Origin of the sequence: Gillisella taibaishanensis (assembly GCF_001938985.1) — a bacterium.
Lineage (GTDB): Bacteria > Pseudomonadota > Alphaproteobacteria > Rhizobiales > Rhizobiaceae > Allorhizobium > Allorhizobium taibaishanense.
On sequence record NZ_MKIN01000019.1, the window covers coordinates 50317 to 69969 of the forward strand.

Sequence of the window (19653 nt, forward strand, 5' to 3'; positions counted from 1 at the left end):
ATCAGATCTCGAAAATCGCCTTAATCACGCCGGCCTCGGGCTTTGCCCATTCGGAAAATAGCGCCACGCCATCCGTCAGCGGCCCGCTGTGGGTGTTGAGCGCGCGGGTAGGCACCTTGCCGGCCTGAATCTGCCGGACGACCTCGGCAAAATCATCAGGTTGAGCATTGCGGCTGGCATAAAGCGTCGCCTCGCGCTTGTGAAACTCAGGATCGGCAAAGGTAATATCCTGGCGCACTACGCTGAGCAGCACATAACGGGCGCCATGGGCAAGGAAATTGAAGCCGCGCTGCATGGGAATGGCATTGCCAGTCGCATCGACCACGACGTCGAAACCATTGCCGCCGGTCTGCTCCAGGGCATTTGTTTCCGCCGCCTCATCGGCCAACAGAATGGCATCGGCACCGAGCCGCTCGATGGCGAAATCCAGACGGTCCCTGCGGGTATCCATGACGGTGACGTGGGCGCCGCGCGCCTTGGCAAAGATGATCGCCGACATGCCGATCGGCCCGGAACCGGTGACCAGCACGCGATCCTGCGCCGCGACATGACCACGCTTGATGCCATGCGCACCGATCGCCAGAAACTCGATCATCGCGGCATCGGCGAGGGCGATATCACCGGTTGGCACCACGTTCTGCTGCGGCACCGAGACATATTCGGCCATGCCGCCATCGCAGTGAACGCCGAGAACTTCAATATTGTAGCAGGCATTGGTCAGGCCCTTGGCACAGGCATGACAACGGCCGCAGGAGAGATAAGGCACGATATAAACAGGCTGGCCGCTCTTGAGAGCACTGCCGGTGGGCGCTTCGACCACGGTGCCCGACAGTTCGTGGCCCATGACCCTGGGATATTGCAGGAAGGGATGCTTGCCGGCGAAAATGTGGAAATCCGTACCGCAGATGCCGACATGGCGAATGCGCACCAGTACGTCGCCTTCGCCACGAACTGGATCGGGACGTGATACCAGGCTCAGACGGCCGGGCTCTTCACACAATAGCGCTTTCATGTCTCTTCCTCCACACAAAGCCGACGGCGGTCTTGCGGAAAGACCAAATGCGGTTTTCGCGGCGCCAGCTTTTCCTCCATCGATAAAAGAGCCATGGCGGCGGCGCAATTTGTTTTTTATGTTAAAAAAGCAGAGGTAAAAAACAGGGATATCAGCGTGGTCGAAAAAGCGTCATGAAGTCCAATGCACTCTATAAACGCAGCTATAATAGCTGCCTTGATCTCATCGGGGCGCTAGCACCAGGCGAGCGGCTCGCGTCCGAGCCGGCCCTGGCCAAAGCACTTGGCATCAGCCGCACCACGCTGCGCGCCGTCCTTGCGGAAATGGACCGGCAGGGGCTGATCCAGATTGAGGCTGGCATCAAGCGACTATTGCGCGCCCCTTGTCCGGAAGACTATCTCGCCGGCATCGATCTCGAACCGCTAAGTGCCATGGTCGAGCGCAAGTTCATGGCCTGGATGGCGGGGCCTGATTGCCATCCGGGCAAACCGATCAACGGTCTCGATCTGGCCCGGCAATTTGCCGTTTCCACGTCAGCCATCCGCGACTGCCTGAACCGCTTCAGCCATTTCGGCCTACTGGAGCGCCAGAGCAATGGCCGCTGGACAGCGCTTGGTCTGACCGTGGATTTCGTCAGCGAGTTGTTCGACATGCGCGAACTGATGGAATTACGGGCCGTCGATCGTTTCGTGACCCTGCCTAAAGAGCATCCGGCCTGGGCAGCTCTTTCCGACATTGAGCAGGCGCATCACGCCTTGCAGCACGATTTCGACCGGCGCTACCGCGATTTCTCAGAACTTGACGACCGCTTGCACCGGCTGGTCAATGGCGTGGCGCCGAACCGCTTTCTCGGCAATATCCAGGGCGTGATGTCAGTCATTTTCCATTATCACTACCAATGGAACAAGCGCGACGAAAAGGAGCGCAATCGCGTCGCCATTGTCGAACATCTCGCCTATATCGCGGGCATGAAGAGCGGCAACGGGGAACAGGCCCGCCAGGCCTGCGCCCTGCATTTGCACACGGCCCGCGCCACCCTGCTCTCGTCGATCAAGGCGTGATGGCGCGTGGCTGAGGCTGGATCAGCGCGGCTCGATCCGCAGTCCGCTTTCAGCGTCGAACAGATGGATATTCGCAGCATCGATCCTGACCCCTAACCGGTCGCCGGAGCGCAAACCGCGACCGCCGGCGGTCACGATGGTCAGTTCCGGTTCACTCACTGTCGCCACGAAGGTGGACGATCCCGTCGATTCCACCAGGGCAATGGTGATGTCGAATGCCCCTTCTCCGGCCGGCATGAGCGACAGGTGCTCGGGCCGCAGTCCGACCGTTACCGACTGGCCGGGCAACAGCCCTTGCCCCAATTCCGGCGGCAGCGCCAGCCTCTCCACCCCGCTTGCAAAATTCAACTCGAGTACTCTTTCGTCCCAACCGACGCGACCGGGAATGAAATTCATGGCCGGCGAACCGATGAAGCCGGCGACGAAGCGATTGGCCGGCCGGTCATAAAGGTCGAGTGGACGGCCCTGCTGTTCGATCACGCCGTCGCGCATGACAACGACATGATCGGCCATGGTCATCGCCTCGACCTGATCGTGGGTGACATAGACGGAGGTCGCCTTCAGCCGGTCGTGCAGCAGCCTGATCTCCTTGCGCATATGCACCCGAAGCGACGCGTCGAGATTGGACAGCGGCTCGTCGAACAGGAAGGCCTTGGGGTTGCGGATGATCGCCCGGCTCATGGCAACGCGCTGACGCTGGCCGCCCGACAGTTCGCGCGGATAGCGCTTCAAGAGCGGCAAGAGGCCGGTGGTCTGCGCCACCTCTTCCGCGGCCTTACGGGCCTCGGCCTTGGCGACCCCGCGGATACGCAGACTATAGGTGAGGTTTTCCTCGACCGTCATATGCGGATAAAGCGCGTAGGACTGAAACACCATGGCGACGTCGCGCTTGCGCGGCGGAACATTGGTCATCAGATCGCCGGCAATCTTGAGTTCACCGGCGGAGATCTTTTCCAATCCGGCCAGCGAACGCAGCAACGTCGACTTGCCGCAGCCGGACGGCCCGACTAGCGCGACGAAACTGCCCTTCTCGATGGCGAGATTGATGTTTTTCAAGGCATGGAAGGCGCCGTAGTGCTTGTTTACGCCGTTGAGTTCGATCTGGATGGTCATTTCAGGGCTCCCGAAGTGAGGCCGGAGACGATACGGCGCTGCAAAAGAACGAAGAGGGCGAGGATTGGCGTCACATAGATCGTCGAATAGGCCATGATCCCGTTCCATTCATTGGTATTGGGACCCATGAAGGTGTAGAGCCCGACGCTGGCCGGCTGGAGGTCAACTGCCTGGATCATCGACTTGGAATAGACGAATTCACCGAAGGCCTGCATGAAGATCAGGATGGCGCTGACGAGAATGCCATTGCGCGCCAGCGGCAGGACGATGCTGAAAAAGGCGCCAATCCGGGAATTGCCGTCGACCATGGCCGCCTCTTCCAACTCGATCGGCACCGTCATGAAACTTGCCCGCACAAGCACGACGAAGAAGGGCATGCTTTTCGCCGCGACCGCCAGCACCACGGCAAGGCGCGGCGTGTCCAGAAGGCCGAGTTGCGAGAAGCCGACGAAAATCGGGGTGATCATCAGCGAAGCCGGCAAGACTTGCAGCATCAGGATCAGGAACAGACCGATGTCGATCCAGACATTGCGGTAGCGCGCCAGCACATAGGCGCAGCCGACGCCGAGCACACAGACCAGACTGACGGCGCCTGAGGCGATCACCAGCGAATTCCAGAGATACTGACCCATGTTCCGGCTTCGCCAGACCTCGGCGTAAACGCCCCATTGCGGTTCGTCCGGCCAGAAATGCGGCGGCGTCGCGAACATCGCAGAGCCGGTCTTCAGCGCCGTGACATACATCCAGTAGAGCGGAAAGAGATAGATGGCCGCCAGAACAAGGGCGATGGCCAACATCAGACGGTTGCGCAAAGTCTCGCTCATCCGCGCACCTCATGACGCGTGGAGCGGACATAGACCACAGCCGCGAAAATCACGAAAACGATCATGATGACAGACACCGTCGCGCCCTTGGCGAAGTCATATTGCCGGAAGGACAGATCCCAGGCCCAATATTGCGCGACATTCGACGAATTGGCCGGCCCACCCGAGGTAATGGCGGCGAAAAGGTCGAATTGCTGCAGCGTGAAGATCAGACCGAGCGAGATCAGCGCACCGATGGAGGAACGCATCATCGGCAGGGTGATCGTGAAGAAGCGTTGCAGCACAGTTGCCCCGTCCAGTTCGGCAGCCTCGTAGAGATCCTTGGGAATGCCGGACAGGCCGACGGAGAGCAGGATCATGTTGAAGGACGTGCCGAGCCAGATATTGGCAATGATAACCGCCCAAAGCGAATGGGCCGGATCCGAGCGCCAGAAGATATTGGCGTTGGTCAGCCCGATCTCGCGCAGCACGTAATTGAATATTCCGAAATCCCCTGAAAGGATCCAGTTCCAGGTGGCGCCGACGACAAGGCCAGGCATGATCCAGGAGACGAGAAACAGGCCTCGGAACCAGGAGGCGCCGGGAAAATTGACGCCGAAGAACAGCGCGAGGCCAAATCCCAGCAGAAACTGACCGGCAATCGAAGCAATCACGAAAATTGCCGTGTTGCGAAACACCGGCAGGGTCTCCGGCTGCGAGAACAGTTCGATGTAATTATGGAAACCGACAAAGGGCCGCGAAAAGGTTCCCAGGCTGAACATGTCGACTTCCTGGAAGCTCATCACGACGTTGTAAATCAGCGGCAAGCCCGAAAGGACCAGAAGAAAGGCGAGCGGCACGCCGGCAAGCGTCAGGTCGAAACCGCGCCCGTCGACAAAGCTGGAGACTATCCGTTTCATGAGACCTCTTGTGCGCTATCCGAAGTGGGGCTGCATCCTTAAAGCCACCGGATGCAGCCCCTTCCGGGAGGAAGGATGGGCCGGCCAGTGCCCGTCGCGATTGCGGGGATGATGGCCGGCGATCTTCACGCAGAGCATGGGACCGAAAAGGGCGAAGCGGTTTTCGGTCGATGCTTTAGCCGAGAACGGCCTTGATCTTCTGGGCGGCCTGATCGAGGGCATCCTTCGGGGCCATCTGCCCGGTCAGCGCCGCTTGGATGGCATCCTGGATTGCCTTGGAGATCTTCGGCCAGGCGGGGTGTGGCCCGCGCGGCTTTGCATATTTCATCTGCTCGAGAAACACCTGCAGCGCCGCATCCTTCAAGGGCGAGCCTGTCGCCGGAATTGTGATGTCGGAGCGGGCCGGCAACTGACCGAAATTCTTGAACATGTCCTTGTCCTGCGAGGCGAAGAATTCGATCGCCTTGAAGGCTTCAGCTGGATGTTTGCTGCTGGAGAAGATCGCCCAGTTGTAATCGCCCATTGCCGAAGACCTTTCGGCTCCAACCGCAGGCACAGGCAACAGGGCAACACCCCAGTCGAATTTCGCCTCCGCCATCATGCGGTCCAGCTCCCAGGGACCGGAAATCGCCATGGCGGCATTGCCGGAATTGAAGGTGCCGGTCGAATCCCATTGCCCGCGGGTCAGACTGTCGGGAGAGGCCAGCTTCTCGTCGAGAATGGTCTTCCAGATTTCCAGTGCCTTTACCGCGCCCGGAGCATTGATATGGTCATAGCCGCCGCCCCCCATCTGCGCCCAGGGCAGGAACTGGAAGGTCCCCTCCTCGTTGCCCTTGGCAGAGAAAGCGAGGCCGTAGACGTTCTTGGCAGGATCTGTCAGCTTGCGCGCATCCGCCACCAATTCGTCCCAGGTCTGCGGCGGCTTGAGCGGATCGAGGCCTTTGGCCTTGAACATGTCTCGATTATAGAAGAGCGCGATCGTGTTGGTAGCCTTCGGCACACCGTAATAGTGCCCCTTCCACGTTGCGGACGCCAACGGCCCCGGGAAATAATTCTTCGGCTTGATGACATCAGATTTGGCAATCATGTCTGTCAGATCGAGAAAGGCGCCACGCGAGGCAAACAACGCATGTTCGGGATTGTCGACAGCGATAATGTCAGGCGCCTGTCCTGTGGAATAGGCCCGCATCGCCTCGGTCACGACGTCGTCGAACTGCAGCAACCGATATTCGATCTTGATGCCATTGTTCAGCGCGTTGAACTGTTTGACCAGATTGGGCGCCGGCTGATTTTCCTTATCGAGCGACCAGAGCGTCAGGGTCACGTCGGCCGCCTTCGCGGCCAATGCGGTGATGGATGCGCCACCGAGGGCGAGCAGGCCAATAAATGCCAGTCTCTTGATAGTCATGGGTTTCCTCCTCCATAAATCCCATATCAGAGCCGCCGGCACCTCCATGCCGGGCGGCACTTCTACCCCTATTCAGGCTGCTGTCTGGTTCAACGAGGGATCGCCGCCGCCATAGGCCGCGGCCTCATCGATGAAATCGCCACCACGAGCCTGTTTCAGATAGTTGAGCGCATGCACCTGGCCGGTCATTTCCAGCGCATCCCGATAGACCGGATCGTGCCAGCCCTCGATGTCGATGGCGCCGCTATAGCCGGCAAGCCTGAGTTCGCTGATAATGTTGGTCCAGTTGCTATCGCCGAAACCAGGCGTGCGCATGAAGACGAAGGGCTCCTTGCCAAAAATGCCGTGCTCGCGGATTACATCCCAACGGATCGTTGCATCCTTGCCGTGCACATGGAAAATCTTCTGCGCCCATTTGCGGATCTGCGGCAGCGGATCGATCAGATAGACCATCTGATGGCACGGCTCCCATTCGAGGCCGATATTGTCGTCAGGGGTTTCGTTGAACATCAACTCCCAAGCGTCGGGATTATGGGCAATGTTCCAGTCACCGCTCTGCCAATTGCCATCCATGGCGCAGTTTTCAAAGGCGATACGAATGCCCTTATCGGCGGCGCGCTTGGCAAGTTCGCTCCAGATCTGCCGATAGCGCGGCAGGCTGTCGGTCAAGGTCTTGCCGCGCAGCCGACCGGTAAAGCCGGCAACGCAGGTGGCGCCGAAGTGATGGGCATTGTCGATACACTGTTTCCAGCCCTCGAGCGTCTCCAGGTCGATATCGCTCTCCTCGAGCGGATTGCCGAACATGCCAAGTGTCGAAATGGTGATGTCGCGGTCGCCGATCGCGTCCAGGCAACGCTTGCCCAGTTCCGCCAGATTCTGACCCTGGGTAGTCTGCCAGAAGAAAGGCTCGAAGCTCTCGAAACCGAGGCCGGCGATTTCGCGAATGCGGGCGGCGGCATCGCCCTTGTTGCCGCTGATCATGGTGCCGATACGAATGGATTTTGCGGGATTGCTCACGATGACTATCCTTATAGCGAAGCTGAAATGTCGATGCGCTTGCCGCTTTGCGCGCTTTCAATCGCGGCAAAGACCATGGCGAGGCTATTGATATTGTCGGAACCGACGGTTTCGGGCGCACCGCCGCCCTCGACAGCGGCGATGAAGCTTTGCAACACGCTTGCATGGCCGTGGGTCTCGCCCGGAAATATATCACCGGAAACGTTTACGGTGGAAAACCCGCGCAGCAGGCCTGGTTCATCACCGGCAACGGTCGCTTCGAATGCCTCTTCGCCATCCCACGTCAGCATGCCCTTGCTGCCGACCAGCCGCCATTGGCTTTCCCAACTGGTCCTTCTGCCCTCGGCACACCAGGATCCCCTGTAGGTGAAGACCACGTCGTCGCTGAATTCGAAGATCGCGTTGGCGCTGGCGCCATGGGCATACCAGGAGCCGCGTGGATTGCGCTCGACGCAATAGACGGAAAGCGGCTGGCGGTTTGCGACAAAGCGGGCCGCGTCGAAGGTATGGATCGCCATATCTAGCAGCAGCACATGCTGCATCTCGTCACGGAAGCCACCGAAATGCGGGGCCAGGAAGAAGTCGCAGTGGACCGCCGTCAAATCGCCGATCGCGCCGCTGTCAATGAAGGCGCGCATACGCCTTATACCTTCAATGAAACGACGGTTCTGCACCACGGCATGAACGCGGCCGGTCTCGGACGCAAGGCTAACAAGAGCCTTGGCCTCATCAAGCGTGTTGGCCATCGGCTTTTCGCTGAGCACGTGGCAACCAGCGCGTAGTGCCGTCGACACAACATCGAAACGGGCAACCGGGATGACAACGTCAAAGACGAGATCCGCTTGAACTGTGTTTAAGATATCAGAGAGACTGGTTGCAACCACGGCGTCACGCAGGCCGAATTCCTCTGCCAGCGCTTGAGCGGCCGCTGGATTGAGATCGACCATTCCGACAATATTGATCTTATCAGCGAGATCGGGGGTCTCGGTCACGGCGCGCACCCAGCCCTTGGCCATAGCTCCGCATCCGCATAAAACGGCTTTGAACGGCAAAATATCCTCCCTACGTTTCGGTAACCACCTTCCGACCTAGCACCTCTGCCAGAGTCCTCCAGCTGTCCTCTGCCTGCGCAAACTCCTCACTTGCACATGCTCCGTAAACGTTTACGATCCTAATTCCAATTCTTGCTACCTGTCAAGTCGGGGCTAATATCTTCGTCGGCTGGCGTGCAGATCTCTCAGTCCGCTCTCGGTGAACGCGGTCGACGCGAGGGATTCCGATTTCAAGAATTTTGCAGTAAACCAAAAAGGCGAGCCGACGAAACGGACAGCTTGCGGGGGAGAAAGCAGCGCATGAAGGGCATACACCAGCTGGCAAAGCATCTCGATATTTCGATCGGGACTGTATCGCGCGCGCTGAACGGCCGGCCGGATGTCAATGCCGAAACACGCCGGCGCGTGCTGGAAGCGGCCGAGCAGTTGGGCTATGTCGCCAACCAGTCCGGCCGCAGCCTGCGCAAGGGATCGACGAATGTCATCGGGCTAATGATCGAGTCCGGCAAGGACAATGTCGACAACAGCGACAACTTCTTTTTCGGCGTCATCGGCGGATTGCAGACAGTCTTTGCCCGCCACAATCTCGACCTCGCCATTCTCCCCTGCCCTAGCGAAGAAGATCCGCTGGAATATCTCCAGCGTATGGTCGCCCGGCGGCTGGTCGATGCAATGATCATTTCCGCGACCCAAAAGATCGACAAGCGAATCGATCTCCTGATTGAAAAGCGCGTTCCTTTCGTCGCACTCGGGCGCAGCCACTCGGGCGGCAGCCATACCTGGATAGACCTCGACTTTGCTGGCGTCGCTAATTCCGCCGTCGACCGGCTCATCTCAAAGGGCCACAGGCGCATCGCTATCGCCGCTCCGACGACCGATATCAATCTCGGCTTCGTCTTTGTCGACGCCTACCGAGCAGCACTGGAACGGCACGGTCTGACCTACGATCCAGCTCTTGTCCTGCGGGCACGATCCAGCGAAGACGGCGGCTACAGCGTCGGCGGCGATCTTCTAGCCCTCGCCCCACGCCCGACCGCAATCATCCTGATCTACGAATTGATGGCCATAGGCCTTTACAGGCGGTTGATGGAGGCGGGCGTAAAACCTGGCTGCGATATTGCCGTCATCGGCTTTCGCGAAGCGCCGCGGGCCCGCTTTCTGCAACCTGCCCTGACCTGTTACCGCTTGTCGCTGCAGGATCTGGGCACGGAACTTGCCGAAACCCTGTTATCTTCAATGCCTGACTATGCCGAGATCTACTCCAGCCATGCCTGCAATCGGCTCTGGCCGCTGGACCTGGTGCCCGGCGAGAGCGATGCCTTTGAGCTCGCGCCATAACAGCTGAGCACCGCTTCAATCCGGTAGAAGCGGCATCGCCTGAAAAAAATACGCCGCTGCCGAACCGAATGCCAATTTAAAATACTCTTTCTGCTGCGGTAGAAAGGCGTTTGTCTCTCGAATTACCGATGATCGTTGACATACCCTATAACCTCAATAGATTTTAAGGTCTAAAGGGTGAGGAGCACGCAATGTCCCGGTTTCTAAACATAAAAACTCTTGCTGCATTTGCCATCGCAGCCGGGCTTTCAATGCCGGCATCAGCGGCAAACGTGACGTTGTTGAATGTCAGTTATGACCCGACGCGCGAATTGTATAAGGACTTCAATCCCGCCTTTGCTGCATACTGGAAGCAGAAGACCGGCGACACCGTCTCCGTGCGCATGTCTCATGGCGGTTCCGGCGCCCAGGCGCGCTCCGTCATTGATGGTCTCGCGGCCGATGTCGTGACGCTGGCGCTTGAGGCCGATATCAGCGCCATTGCTGAAAAGACTGGCAAGATCCCGTCAGATTGGAAGACCAAACTCCCAAGCAACAGCGCGCCCTACACCTCGACGATCGTCTTTCTGGTGCGCAAGGGCAATCCCAAGGGCATCAAGGACTGGGCAGACCTGACCAAAGATGGTGTCGACGTCATCACGCCAAACCCTAAAACTTCGGGCGGGGCTCGCTGGAACGTACTGGCTGCGTGGGGCTGGGCGCTGAAGGCCAACAATGGCGACGAACAGAAGGCTAAGGATTATCTGGCCGCGCTGTTCAAGCATGTCCCTGTGCTCGATACCGGTGCGCGCGGCTCGACCACCACCTTTGTCCAGCGTGGCATCGGCGATGTCCTGCTCGCCTGGGAAAACGAAGCTTTTCTGTCCATCGACGAACTCGGCCCTGACAAGTTCGACATCGTGGTGCCTTCCGTATCGATCAAGGCCGAGCCGCCTGTCGCCGTCGTGGAAGCCAATGCCAAGGCAAATGGCACCGAGGCCGTGGCCAAGGCCTATCTCGAATATCTCTATTCGGATGCTGGCCAGAAGATTGCCGCCAAGCGTTACTATCGGCCCGCCAAGCCGGAACTGGTCGATCCCGCCGATCTGAAGCGGTTCCCAAAGGTCGATCTCGTGACCATTGAGGACTTTGGCGGCTGGGCGAAGGTGCAACCCCAGTTCTTTGCCGATGGCGGCCTGTTCGACCAGATCTACCAGGGAAAATAAGAAAGTCAGAATGTCACATAATCCTGCGCAAAGCAGGTGGAGATTTCGTGAGCCGAGCGTTCTTCCCGGGTTTGGGTTGACGTTCGGCTTTACGGTGTCTTACCTCGCTCTCATCGTTCTCATTCCGCTGGCCGGCCTCGTGTGGCGCTCCGCCGATCTCGGCTGGACCGATTTCTGGCGGCTGGCGCTGGATCGGCGCACCCTCCAGGCCTTGAAGATCAGCTTCGGCTCCGCCCTCCTGGCCGCAACCGTCAATGTCGTGTTCGGCGTGCTCGTCGCCTGGGTACTGGTGCGGTACAATTTTTGGGGCCGGCGCGTCATCGACGCCATGGTCGACCTCCCCTTCGCGCTGCCGACCGCCGTAGCCGGTATTGCACTTGCCTCGCTTTATGCTCCGAACGGCTGGATCGGTTCGCTGCTGGCACCGCTTGGCGTCAAAATTGCTTACACTCAAGCCGGTATCGTCGTCGCCATGGTCTTCATCGGCCTGCCTTTCGTGGTTCGCACCGTGCAGCCGGTCATGGAGGAAATTGACCGGGAAGTGGAAGAAGCCGCAGCTACGCTGGGCGCTACCCGCTTTGCGACGATCTTCAAGGTTCTGTTGCCCGGTCTGGCACCTGCAATCCTTACCGGCTTTGCCTTGGCGCTGGCACGTGGGGTGGGTGAATATGGCTCGGTTATTTTCGTCGCCGGCAACGTTCCCTTCGTGTCGGAAATCGCGCCGCTCCTGATCGTCATCCGACTGGAAGAGTTCAACTATGCCGGCGCCACCGCCGTTGGAACGATGATGCTGGTCATTTCCTTTGCCATGCTTCTGCTGATCAATCTCATACAGGCTGCAAGCCGGAGAAAATACGGCCATGACTGAGCAACGATCCCCTCGTTTTCGCCGGGCGACGACCGAGACGCCGCTGGTCCAGGCGCTGATCATTGGCTTGTCGCTGGTGTTTTTGTCGATCTTCCTGCTGCTGCCGCTGATCGCAGTGTTTTCTGAAGCCTTTCGCAACGGCGCTTCTGCTTGGTTCGAAGCACTGATCGAACCCGATGCCCTGTCGGCCATGCGCCTGACGCTCTTGGTTGCCGTCATCGCCGTACCCGCCAATATGGTATTTGGCATTGCCGCCGCCTGGGCGATCGCGAAATTCGAGTTTCGCGGCAAGGCCTTCCTGATCACGCTGATCGACCTTCCGTTTTCGGTCTCGCCAGTCATCTCCGGCTTGGTCTATGTGTTGCTGTTCGGCTCCAACAGCCTGCTTGGCCCCTGGTTCAAGTCGATGGGCATCGAGATCCTGTTTGCCGTGCCGGGCATCGTGCTCGCCACGATCTTCGTAACCTTCCCCTTCGTCGCGCGCGAACTGATCCCGGTCATGCAGGAACAGGGCTCGGGCGACGAGGAGGCCGCCATCAGCCTGGGTGCAAGCGGCTGGCAGACCTTCTGGCGCGTGACCCTGCCGAATATCCGCTGGGGCCTGCTTTACGGCGTGCTGCTCTGCAATGCCCGCGCCATGGGAGAATTCGGCGCCGTCTCCGTCGTGTCCGGCCACATCCGCGGCGTCACCAACACGATGCCGCTGCATATCGAAATCCTCTACAACGAATATAACTTCGCCGCCGCCTTTGCCGTCGCATCGCTTCTGGCAGGTCTCGCCCTCGTCACCCTTGTTCTCAAGACAGCAATCGAACTGCGTTACGCCGACCAATTGTCGGCTGTCCGTGGGCATTGATCAGGAGTCCGCTCATGGAACTGAATATTCGCAACATCCGCAAGGACTTCAACTCGACCGCCGCCCTGCATGACCTGTCTCTGGACATCCGCTCAGGCGAATTGATCGCGCTGCTCGGCCCTTCCGGCTCAGGCAAGACCACCCTTCTGCGGCTGATCGCCGGCCTGGAACGGCCGACGGCCGGCCAGATCTTCTTTGGCGAGGACGATGCATCGCGCAAGACTGTCCAGGAGCGCCAGGTCGGCTTCGTCTTCCAGCATTATGCCCTGTTCAAGCATATGACCGTGCTGGAAAATGTCGGCTTCGGCCTTGCTGTTAGGCCGCGCGCAACACGTCCGCCCAAGGCTGAGATCCGCAAACGCGCGCTCGAACTGCTCGACTTCGTCCAGCTCTCGGGCCTTGAAAAGCGCTATCCGGCCCAGCTCTCCGGCGGCCAGCGCCAGCGCGTGGCTTTGGCTCGCGCCATGGCGATCGAGCCGAAGGTCCTGCTGCTCGACGAACCCTTCGGCGCCCTTGACGCCCAAGTACGCAAGGATCTGCGCCGCTGGCTGCGCGAAATCCATGACCGGACCGGCCACACAACGGTTTTCGTCACCCATGACCAGGAGGAAGCACTGGAACTGGCCGACAGGGTCGTGGTGATGAGCCAGGGACGGATCGAACAGGTCGGCACCGCCGATGATGTCTATGACAATCCGGCAGCTCCCTTCGTGCACCGCTTCATCGGCGAGTCCTCGGCCGTTCCCGTTCGCCTCGATTCCGGCCAGGTCTGGATCGATGACTGGCCGACGGGATTGAAGGCCGAAGGACAAGGTCCAGCCACCCTGTTTTTCCGCCCGCAAGAGGTTGATATCCTTGACGGTTGTGGCGGTTGTATCGCCGGAACCGTTACCGGCAGCCGGCGACTATCAGGAACGCGACGCCTGGAACTGGAACTTGGCGGCAGCCGACATCTGGTGGAAATCGACGTCCCCGTCGATCATCCCGCCGCGACCCGGTCAGGCATTTCCTTCCGCCCCAGGCGCTGGAAAGTCTACCCGAGCGGCACCTGACCGGCTCGCCACTTTCGCTTTTCAAGGGATTTTGAAGGCCGCGTCTCATGATGCGGCCTTTTTTGATGCACAGGCATTTATTCCTTCAAAGCTTGCGGACTTTGGTATGGAGCGTTAAGCGAAGCCTGCTTTCGCTGTGTATTCTCCCAAGTGCCACAGCAAGCCGTGGCTGCGTTCGCTGGCGCGCGCATCTCCGGCTGGTCCAGGAACAATCACGCCCTCCTCGGCGTTGCCAGCCGGCAGGCGCCTGTCGGCGCAGCAGTCGCTCCGCCTGAACGTTAACCCATGCCGCAGGTCACCTGCGTAGCATCAAGAAAAAAGAACCGAAAATGGCAGGAATTCAAACTGGCGTGCCGCAGGCCGCCCATGAAGGAGCTGGTCATGCTGGTCGCTCCTATACCGGCCCGTTGATCGCGCTGACGTCTCTCTTCTTTCTCTGGGGCTTTATTACCTGCCTCAATGACATTCTCATCCCGCACCTGAAAAACGTCTTCCAGCTGAACTACACGCAGACGATGCTGATCCAGCTGTGCTTTTTCGGCGCCTATTTCATTGTGTCTTTGCCGGCCGGCGCGCTCGTCAAGCGCATCAGCTACAAATGGGGCATCGTCACCGGCCTTGTCGTTGCGGCAATCGGTTGCGCCCTGTTTATTCCCGCCGCAAACCTCCGCGTCTATGAACTGTTTCTCGGCGCCTTGTTCGTGCTGGCCGCCGGCGTCACCATTCTCCAGGTTGCCGCCAATCCTTATGTCACCGCGCTTGGCGCACCCGAAACCGCCTCAAGCCGGCTGACGCTGACCCAGGCATTCAACTCGCTTGGCACGACGGTCGCACCGTCCTTCGGCGCGCTCCTCATCCTGTCTTCAGCCACGGTTGCCATGGATACGTTGACACCGGATCAGCTCGATGCTCTCAGGACGACCGAAGCAGGCGCCGTCAAATTTCCCTATCTGCTGCTTGCGGCAACCTTCCTCATCCTCGCCGCAATCTTTGCTGCGCTGAAACTGCCTGCCATCGAGGACGAAGAGGCTGCCCCCAAGCCCGGCGAAGCAAGCGGATCGGCCTGGGGCTACCGGCACCTCGTGCTCGGCGCCGTTGGCATTTTTCTTTATGTCGGCGCAGAAGTCAGCATCGGCAGCTTCCTCGTCAACTTCGTTGGTGATCCCAGCATCGCCGGTCTGTCGGAGCAGAGTGCCGCACATTACGTCTCCTTTTTCTGGGGTGGCGCCATGATTGGCCGCTTCGTCGGTTCAGCGGTGATGCGTTATGTCGACGACGGCAAGGCACTGGCCTTCAATGCCGTTGCCGCTGGCATCCTTCTGCTCGCCACCGTGCTGACAACAGGCCATGTGGCGATGTGGTGCGTATTGTCGATCGGCTTCTTCAACTCGATCATGTTCCCGACGATCTTCAGCCTGGCCCTGAAGGGCCTTGGCCACCACACCAGTCAGGGCTCGGGCATCTTGTGCCTGGCAATCGTCGGCGGCGCTTTGCTGCCGCTGGTGCAGGGCGGTCTTGCCGATAGCGTTGGCATCCACCTTGCCTTCCTGATGCCGATTCTCTGCTACGTCTATATCGCCTTTTACGGCCTCATCGGCTCCAAGCAGACGGCCTGAGCAACAGGCGCCGGCCCAGCGGCCGGCGCCACTCTTATCTGAGTGTCATGGCCAATCGTGGTATTCCAGGTTGGCGCCGAGGCCCGGCATGGCAGACGATTGCCGGACCATACGCCGGTATGAGGCGGGCGACAGCCCCGTCTTATTTTTGAAAAAATGGCTGAAATGAGCGGGATCCCGAAAGCCAAGCGTCTCCGAAAGATCGCGCACGCTGGCGTCGGATCGTTCAAGCCTGATACGCGCCTCCTGGCACAACCGTTCATGCAAAAGTTCGAGCGGCGAGCGGCCGAGATTGCGCCTGCAAAGATCGTGAAGACGATCAGTGGTGACGCCGAGCCTGGTTGCGTAGATCGAAATCGCCAAATGCTGCCGATAATCGGCCTCGACCAACTGCCGGAAACGCTGCAGCAACGGGACACTGCCACCTGATGACAATGATGTCGCGGGTTCGTCCGGCGTGTTCTCCCGCCAGACCCAGTGAAGCAGCAGGCGCAGACGGGCCGAAACCGCCATGCTCGATGGTTGGCCATCCCCATTGATTTCCTCGACGAGACCCGCCAGCGACTGATCCAACACATGTGCCTGCGCGCCGGTGAGACCGCTCATAATGGTCCTGATACCAATGAGGCGAGAGATTGGCTCTGATTCCGGATAATCGCCAATCGCATCCGCGATTATGTCGAGTGCCGCGCCAAAGAGATAGCCGCGCGAGCCGGCGGAAAGCCGCAATCTCACCAGTTCCGATGCCGGCAGAAGCAAAAGACAGGGACCAGGTATGGTTCTGGAGGTCTCGCCTGACGCAGCACGTATTGTACCAGCAGCGACAAAGATCAAATGAGTGAACCAACGATAGGGATGGTCTCCGATGCGCAGGAAACGTTCGGAAAGAGTCGGCTCCAAGCTTTGCGCTCTCAAGCGCCGCATCAGTGCGAATTCCTCGACCAACCACCGTCTCCATGGGATACGAAATGCCAGAAAAATACAAACGTAGCCCAGATATATACATTCTTCTTGGCGCGCAAACCTATAAAGTTGCCGAGACAAAAGGGATAAAACCCCAAAGATAGAAAGTGCCGCCGGTATCGAATCCGGCTCGTATTACTGAAGCGCCTTTGGGAGGAGGCTCTATCGATGGTCAGCAAGCGCTCCGCAGTGGTGGGCCGAAATGGCTCCGTCTCAGACGGATTGGCTGATCTCGTGCGCAAACAAACCTCTCCCTATCAACCCTTCACAGCCCCATTGTTGATCGGCGGCATGGCGGCCGAAGCAAGCCAGGGTGCTCAGTTTACCCGCGCCAATCCCTTGACCGGCCAGACCGTCACAGTGGCCGCAGCAGCAAGTCTCGGGGATGCCGAACGGGCGGCTCTTGCCGCCGCGGCAGCGTTTCCGGACTGGTCCTCCTCACCGCCGAAGACACGCCGGTCGATCTTGATGAAAGCCGCCGATCTCCTGCTCGACAGAAGCGAATTCTTAATCCACGTGATGATGGCCGAGACGGGGGCGACACTTGCCTGGAGCCGATTCAACATTGAGCACGGCGCCCGGATCTTGCGCGATGCCGCCGGGATGGCCGACCATGTCCGGGAACCGGCAGCACTCGCCGAGTTAAAACCGGGGGCATCCTTCGCGCTGCGCCAGCCGGCTGGCGTATGCCTCGCCATTGCGCCCTGGAACGCGCCGGTTCTGCTCGCGGTGCGCTCGATTGGGCTGGCGCTTGCCTGCGGCAACACCGTCATCCTGAAAAGCTCGGAACTGGCGCCCGCCACCCAGAGGTTACTCGGCGACGTCCTGCAGGATGCAGGCCTGCCCGATGGCGTGCTCAACATTATCTCGAATGCACCTGCCGATGCTTCGGCAATTGTCGAGGCGCTGATTGCCCATCCTGTTGTTCGGCGCGTGAATTTTACCGGATCGACCCGGGTTGGGCGGATTGTCGCGCAGATGGCCGCCCGGCATTTGAAGCGCTGCCTGTTGGAGCTTGGCGGCAAGGCACCGCTGATCGTCCTTGAGGACGCCGATCTGCATCAGGCTGCGGAGGCCGCTGCTTTCGGCGCGTTTTTCAACCAGGGTCAGATCTGCATGTCGACCGAACGGATCATTGTCGTCGAGGCGGTGGCCGAAGCGTTTCTAGCCCTGTTCACCGAGCGGGCCAAACAATTCAAGGCGAGCGATCCCGCCCTGGACCTGACGCCGCTTGGGGCCTTGATCTCACAGGAATCCGGCCGTCGGGTCGCCGCGATGATCGACGACGCCGTTGCCAAGGGCGCGCAGGTGCTAACGGGCGGGCGCGTCCATGACACGCTGATGGATGCGACAGTCGTCGACCGGGTTCTGCCGGGCATGCGGCTTTACCGCGAGGAGAGTTTTGGGCCAGTAGCCTCGATCGTGCGGGCCGGTGATGCCGATGAAGCCATCAGCATTGCCAATGACTGCGAATATGGCCTTTCAGGTGCTGTGTTCAGCCGGGACCTCCGCCGTGCGCTCGAGGTCGCACGGCGCGTGGAGACTGGCATCATTCACATCAACGGAGCGACGGTGGCTGACGATCCGGCCATGCCCTTTGGCGGGGTCAAGGCTTCCGGCTACGGCCGGTTCGGCGGCGAAGCGGCACTGGACGAATTTACCGAAATAAGGTGGGTCAGCCTCGCAAGCGGGCCGTCATCCGGTCCGCTGACGCAGCCGGATTGACCCCGCCAACCAGTTCAAAACATCACGCAATGGCCCGCAAGGGTTTAAGATCAAGTGGAGGAAAGTGACATGCAAGAGATCCAACAGATTATCGGCGGCAAGAAGACCGGCGCTCTGTCCGGGCGGACATTCGACCGCATCGACCCGTTCAACGGCGAAATCGCCTCGCGCGCGCCGGCATCGGGCGTAGACGACGTCAAAGCCACGGTTGCCGCAGCCCAGGCCGCTTTCCCCGCGTGGTCACGCACCGGTCCCGGCGAGCGGCGCGCATTGCTGCTGAAGGCCGCCGATATCATGGCGTCGAAGGCACCGGAATTTACCGCGCTGATGATTGCCGAAACCGGCGCAACCGCGCCCTGGGCCGGTTTCAACACCATGCTCGCCGCCGGCATCCTGCGCGAGGCTGCCAGCATGACCACCCAGATTCAGGGTGAAGTCATTCCGTCCGACAAGCCCGGCACACTTGCCATGGCCGTGCGCCAGGCGGCAGGGGTATGCCTCGGCATCGCACCCTGGAATGCGCCCATCATTCTTGGCACTCGCGCCATCGCCATGGCGATTGCCTGCGGCAACAGCATCATCCTGAAAGCCTCCGAAGCCTGCCCCGGCGTACATGTGCTGATTGGCCAGGTTCTGGTGGAAGCCGGTCTGCCGGACGGGGTCGTCAACGTCATCACCAATGCCCCTGAAGACGCGGCTGACGTCGTTGCTGCCTTGATCAGCGCTCCGGAAGTGCGCCGCGTCAACTTCACCGGCTCGACCAAGGTTGGCCGGATCATCGGCGAATTGTGCGGCCGCCATTTGAAGCCGGCCCTGCTGGAACTCGGCGGCAAGGCCCCCTTCCTGGTGCTCGAAGATGCCGATATTGACGCCGCCGTCAACGCCGCCGTCTTCGGCTGCTACATGAACATGGGCCAGATCTGCATGTCGACCGAGCGACTCATCGTCCATGAAAAGGTGGCTGACGAATTCGTCGCCAAGCTCTCCGCCCGCGCCGCCTCGCTGCCGGCCGGAGATCCGCGCGGCCATGTGGTGCTCGGCTCGCTAGTCAATCCGGAGGCAGCCGCTAAAATGCAGGCTTTCATCGACGACGCCGTCTCCAAGGGGGCAACACTGGCTGCTGGCGGCAAGGTCACGGGCAGCGTGGTCGAGGCCACCCTGCTGGACCACGTCAAGGCAGGCATGCGCAGCTTTGACGAGGAAAGCTTCGGCCCCGTCAAGCCCGTCATCCGCGTCAAGGATGAGGAAGAGGCGATCCGTATTGCCAATGACAGCGAATACGGCCTGTCTTCGGCCATTTTCAGCCGCGATATCCAGCGCGCCATGGCGATTGCCGCCCGGATCGAAGCCGGCATTTGCCACATCAACGGCCCGACGGTTGCCGATGAAGCACAGATGCCGTTCGGCGGTGTGAAAAGTTCGGGCTACGGCCGGTTCGGCGGTAAGGCAGGGATCAACGAGTTTACCGATCTGCGCTGGATCACTATCGAAGATCCGGGCCAGCACTACCCATTCTGAGCGATGGGCTAAATCCGAACAGCGGATGTAGAGCAATTGCAAGGACCGCTTTCGCCCTAGGAAATGCAGAATAAAAGGCTAGAGCACTTCACTGTTTCCGAAACACTGAAGTGCTCTAAAAGCCAT

17 protein-coding genes are annotated in these 19653 nt (G+C 59.8%); 9 read left to right on the forward strand and 8 right to left on the reverse strand.

The features are described 5' to 3' along the window. Position 1: 1 nt before the first annotated feature. Positions 2 to 1012, reverse strand: coding sequence for a zinc-binding alcohol dehydrogenase family protein (locus BJF91_RS03735; RefSeq protein WP_075613150.1), 1011 nt, complete (start codon positions 1010 to 1012; stop codon positions 2 to 4). A gap of 173 nt (positions 1013 to 1185) precedes the next feature. Between BJF91_RS03735 and BJF91_RS03740 the strand changes: the two genes are divergently transcribed. Further along, positions 1186 to 2073, forward strand: a complete 888-nt coding sequence (locus tag BJF91_RS03740) for a GntR family transcriptional regulator (protein WP_075613151.1) — start codon at positions 1186 to 1188, stop codon at positions 2071 to 2073. Between the two features lie 21 nt (positions 2074 to 2094). Here the strand turns inward: BJF91_RS03740 and BJF91_RS03745 are convergent, their stop codons facing one another. The 6 genes from BJF91_RS03745 to BJF91_RS03770 all read right to left on the reverse strand — a co-directional run bounded on the left by BJF91_RS03745 (position 2095) and on the right by BJF91_RS03770 (position 8386). Next, on the reverse strand, positions 2095 to 3186 hold the full coding sequence (locus tag BJF91_RS03745) for an ABC transporter ATP-binding protein (RefSeq protein ID WP_075613152.1): 1092 nt from the start codon (positions 3184 to 3186) through the stop codon (positions 2095 to 2097). Next, on the reverse strand, positions 3183 to 4010 hold the full coding sequence (locus tag BJF91_RS03750; RefSeq protein WP_075613153.1) for a carbohydrate ABC transporter permease: 828 nt from the start codon (positions 4008 to 4010) through the stop codon (positions 3183 to 3185). The genes BJF91_RS03745 and BJF91_RS03750 overlap by 4 nt, the downstream gene beginning before the upstream one ends. Then, positions 4007 to 4909 carry a carbohydrate ABC transporter permease gene (locus tag BJF91_RS03755; RefSeq protein ID WP_075613154.1) on the reverse strand — a complete coding sequence of 301 codons (903 nt, stop codon included), beginning with the start codon at positions 4907 to 4909 and terminating at the stop codon, positions 4007 to 4009. The genes BJF91_RS03750 and BJF91_RS03755 overlap by 4 nt, the downstream gene beginning before the upstream one ends. 175 nt (positions 4910 to 5084) lie before the next feature. Beyond that, positions 5085 to 6317, reverse strand: a complete 1233-nt coding sequence (locus BJF91_RS03760; RefSeq protein WP_075613155.1) for an ABC transporter substrate-binding protein — start codon at positions 6315 to 6317, stop codon at positions 5085 to 5087. Between the two features lie 72 nt (positions 6318 to 6389). After that, entirely contained in the window at positions 6390 to 7334 is a 945-nt protein-coding gene (locus BJF91_RS03765) for a sugar phosphate isomerase/epimerase family protein (RefSeq protein WP_075613156.1), read from the reverse strand. An 11-nt stretch (positions 7335 to 7345) separates the two neighbouring features. Further along, positions 7346 to 8386, reverse strand: coding sequence for a Gfo/Idh/MocA family protein (locus BJF91_RS03770; protein ID WP_075613157.1), 1041 nt, complete (start codon positions 8384 to 8386; stop codon positions 7346 to 7348). Between the two features lie 300 nt (positions 8387 to 8686). Between BJF91_RS03770 and BJF91_RS03775 the strand changes: the two genes are divergently transcribed. From BJF91_RS03775 to fucP, 6 genes are all read left to right on the forward strand, one after another. Further along, positions 8687 to 9724 (forward strand): LacI family DNA-binding transcriptional regulator, encoded by a 1038-nt coding sequence (locus BJF91_RS03775; RefSeq protein WP_075613158.1) that lies wholly within the window; start codon positions 8687 to 8689, stop codon positions 9722 to 9724. 191 nt (positions 9725 to 9915) lie between these two features. Continuing rightward, entirely contained in the window at positions 9916 to 10929 is a 1014-nt protein-coding gene (locus BJF91_RS03780) for a sulfate ABC transporter substrate-binding protein (RefSeq protein WP_075613159.1), read from the forward strand. 10 nt (positions 10930 to 10939) lie between these two features. Continuing rightward, on the forward strand, positions 10940 to 11797 hold the full coding sequence (gene cysT, locus BJF91_RS03785) for a sulfate ABC transporter permease subunit CysT (protein WP_075613160.1): 858 nt from the start codon (positions 10940 to 10942) through the stop codon (positions 11795 to 11797). Then, complete coding sequence (cysW, locus tag BJF91_RS03790) at positions 11790 to 12653, forward strand: sulfate ABC transporter permease subunit CysW (RefSeq protein ID WP_075613161.1); 864 nt, start codon at positions 11790 to 11792, stop codon at positions 12651 to 12653. The genes cysT and cysW overlap by 8 nt, the downstream gene beginning before the upstream one ends. A gap of 14 nt (positions 12654 to 12667) precedes the next feature. Further along, complete coding sequence (locus BJF91_RS03795) at positions 12668 to 13705, forward strand: sulfate/molybdate ABC transporter ATP-binding protein (protein ID WP_075613162.1); 1038 nt, start codon at positions 12668 to 12670, stop codon at positions 13703 to 13705. Between the two features lie 329 nt (positions 13706 to 14034). Next, positions 14035 to 15321: an L-fucose:H+ symporter permease gene (gene fucP, locus BJF91_RS03800; RefSeq protein WP_075613163.1), complete on the forward strand. Its 1287-nt coding sequence runs from the start codon at positions 14035 to 14037 to the stop codon at positions 15319 to 15321. Between the two features lie 45 nt (positions 15322 to 15366). Here the strand turns inward: fucP and BJF91_RS03805 are convergent, their stop codons facing one another. Beyond that, positions 15367 to 16266, reverse strand: a complete 900-nt coding sequence (locus tag BJF91_RS03805) for an AraC family transcriptional regulator (RefSeq protein WP_083943115.1) — start codon at positions 16264 to 16266, stop codon at positions 15367 to 15369. Positions 16267 to 16575: 309 nt separating this feature from the next. Here BJF91_RS03805 and BJF91_RS03810 point away from each other — a divergent pair, with 309 nt between their 5' ends. Both BJF91_RS03810 and BJF91_RS03815 read left to right on the forward strand, forming a co-directional pair. Then, positions 16576 to 18009, forward strand: coding sequence for an aldehyde dehydrogenase (locus tag BJF91_RS03810; protein WP_075613405.1), 1434 nt, complete (start codon positions 16576 to 16578; stop codon positions 18007 to 18009). Positions 18010 to 18078: 69 nt separating this feature from the next. After that, the gene (locus tag BJF91_RS03815) at positions 18079 to 19527 is read left to right on the forward strand and encodes an aldehyde dehydrogenase (RefSeq protein ID WP_075613164.1); all 1449 of its coding nucleotides are present in this window, start codon (positions 18079 to 18081) and stop codon (positions 19525 to 19527) included. The last annotated feature ends 126 nt before the right edge of the window (positions 19528 to 19653 follow it).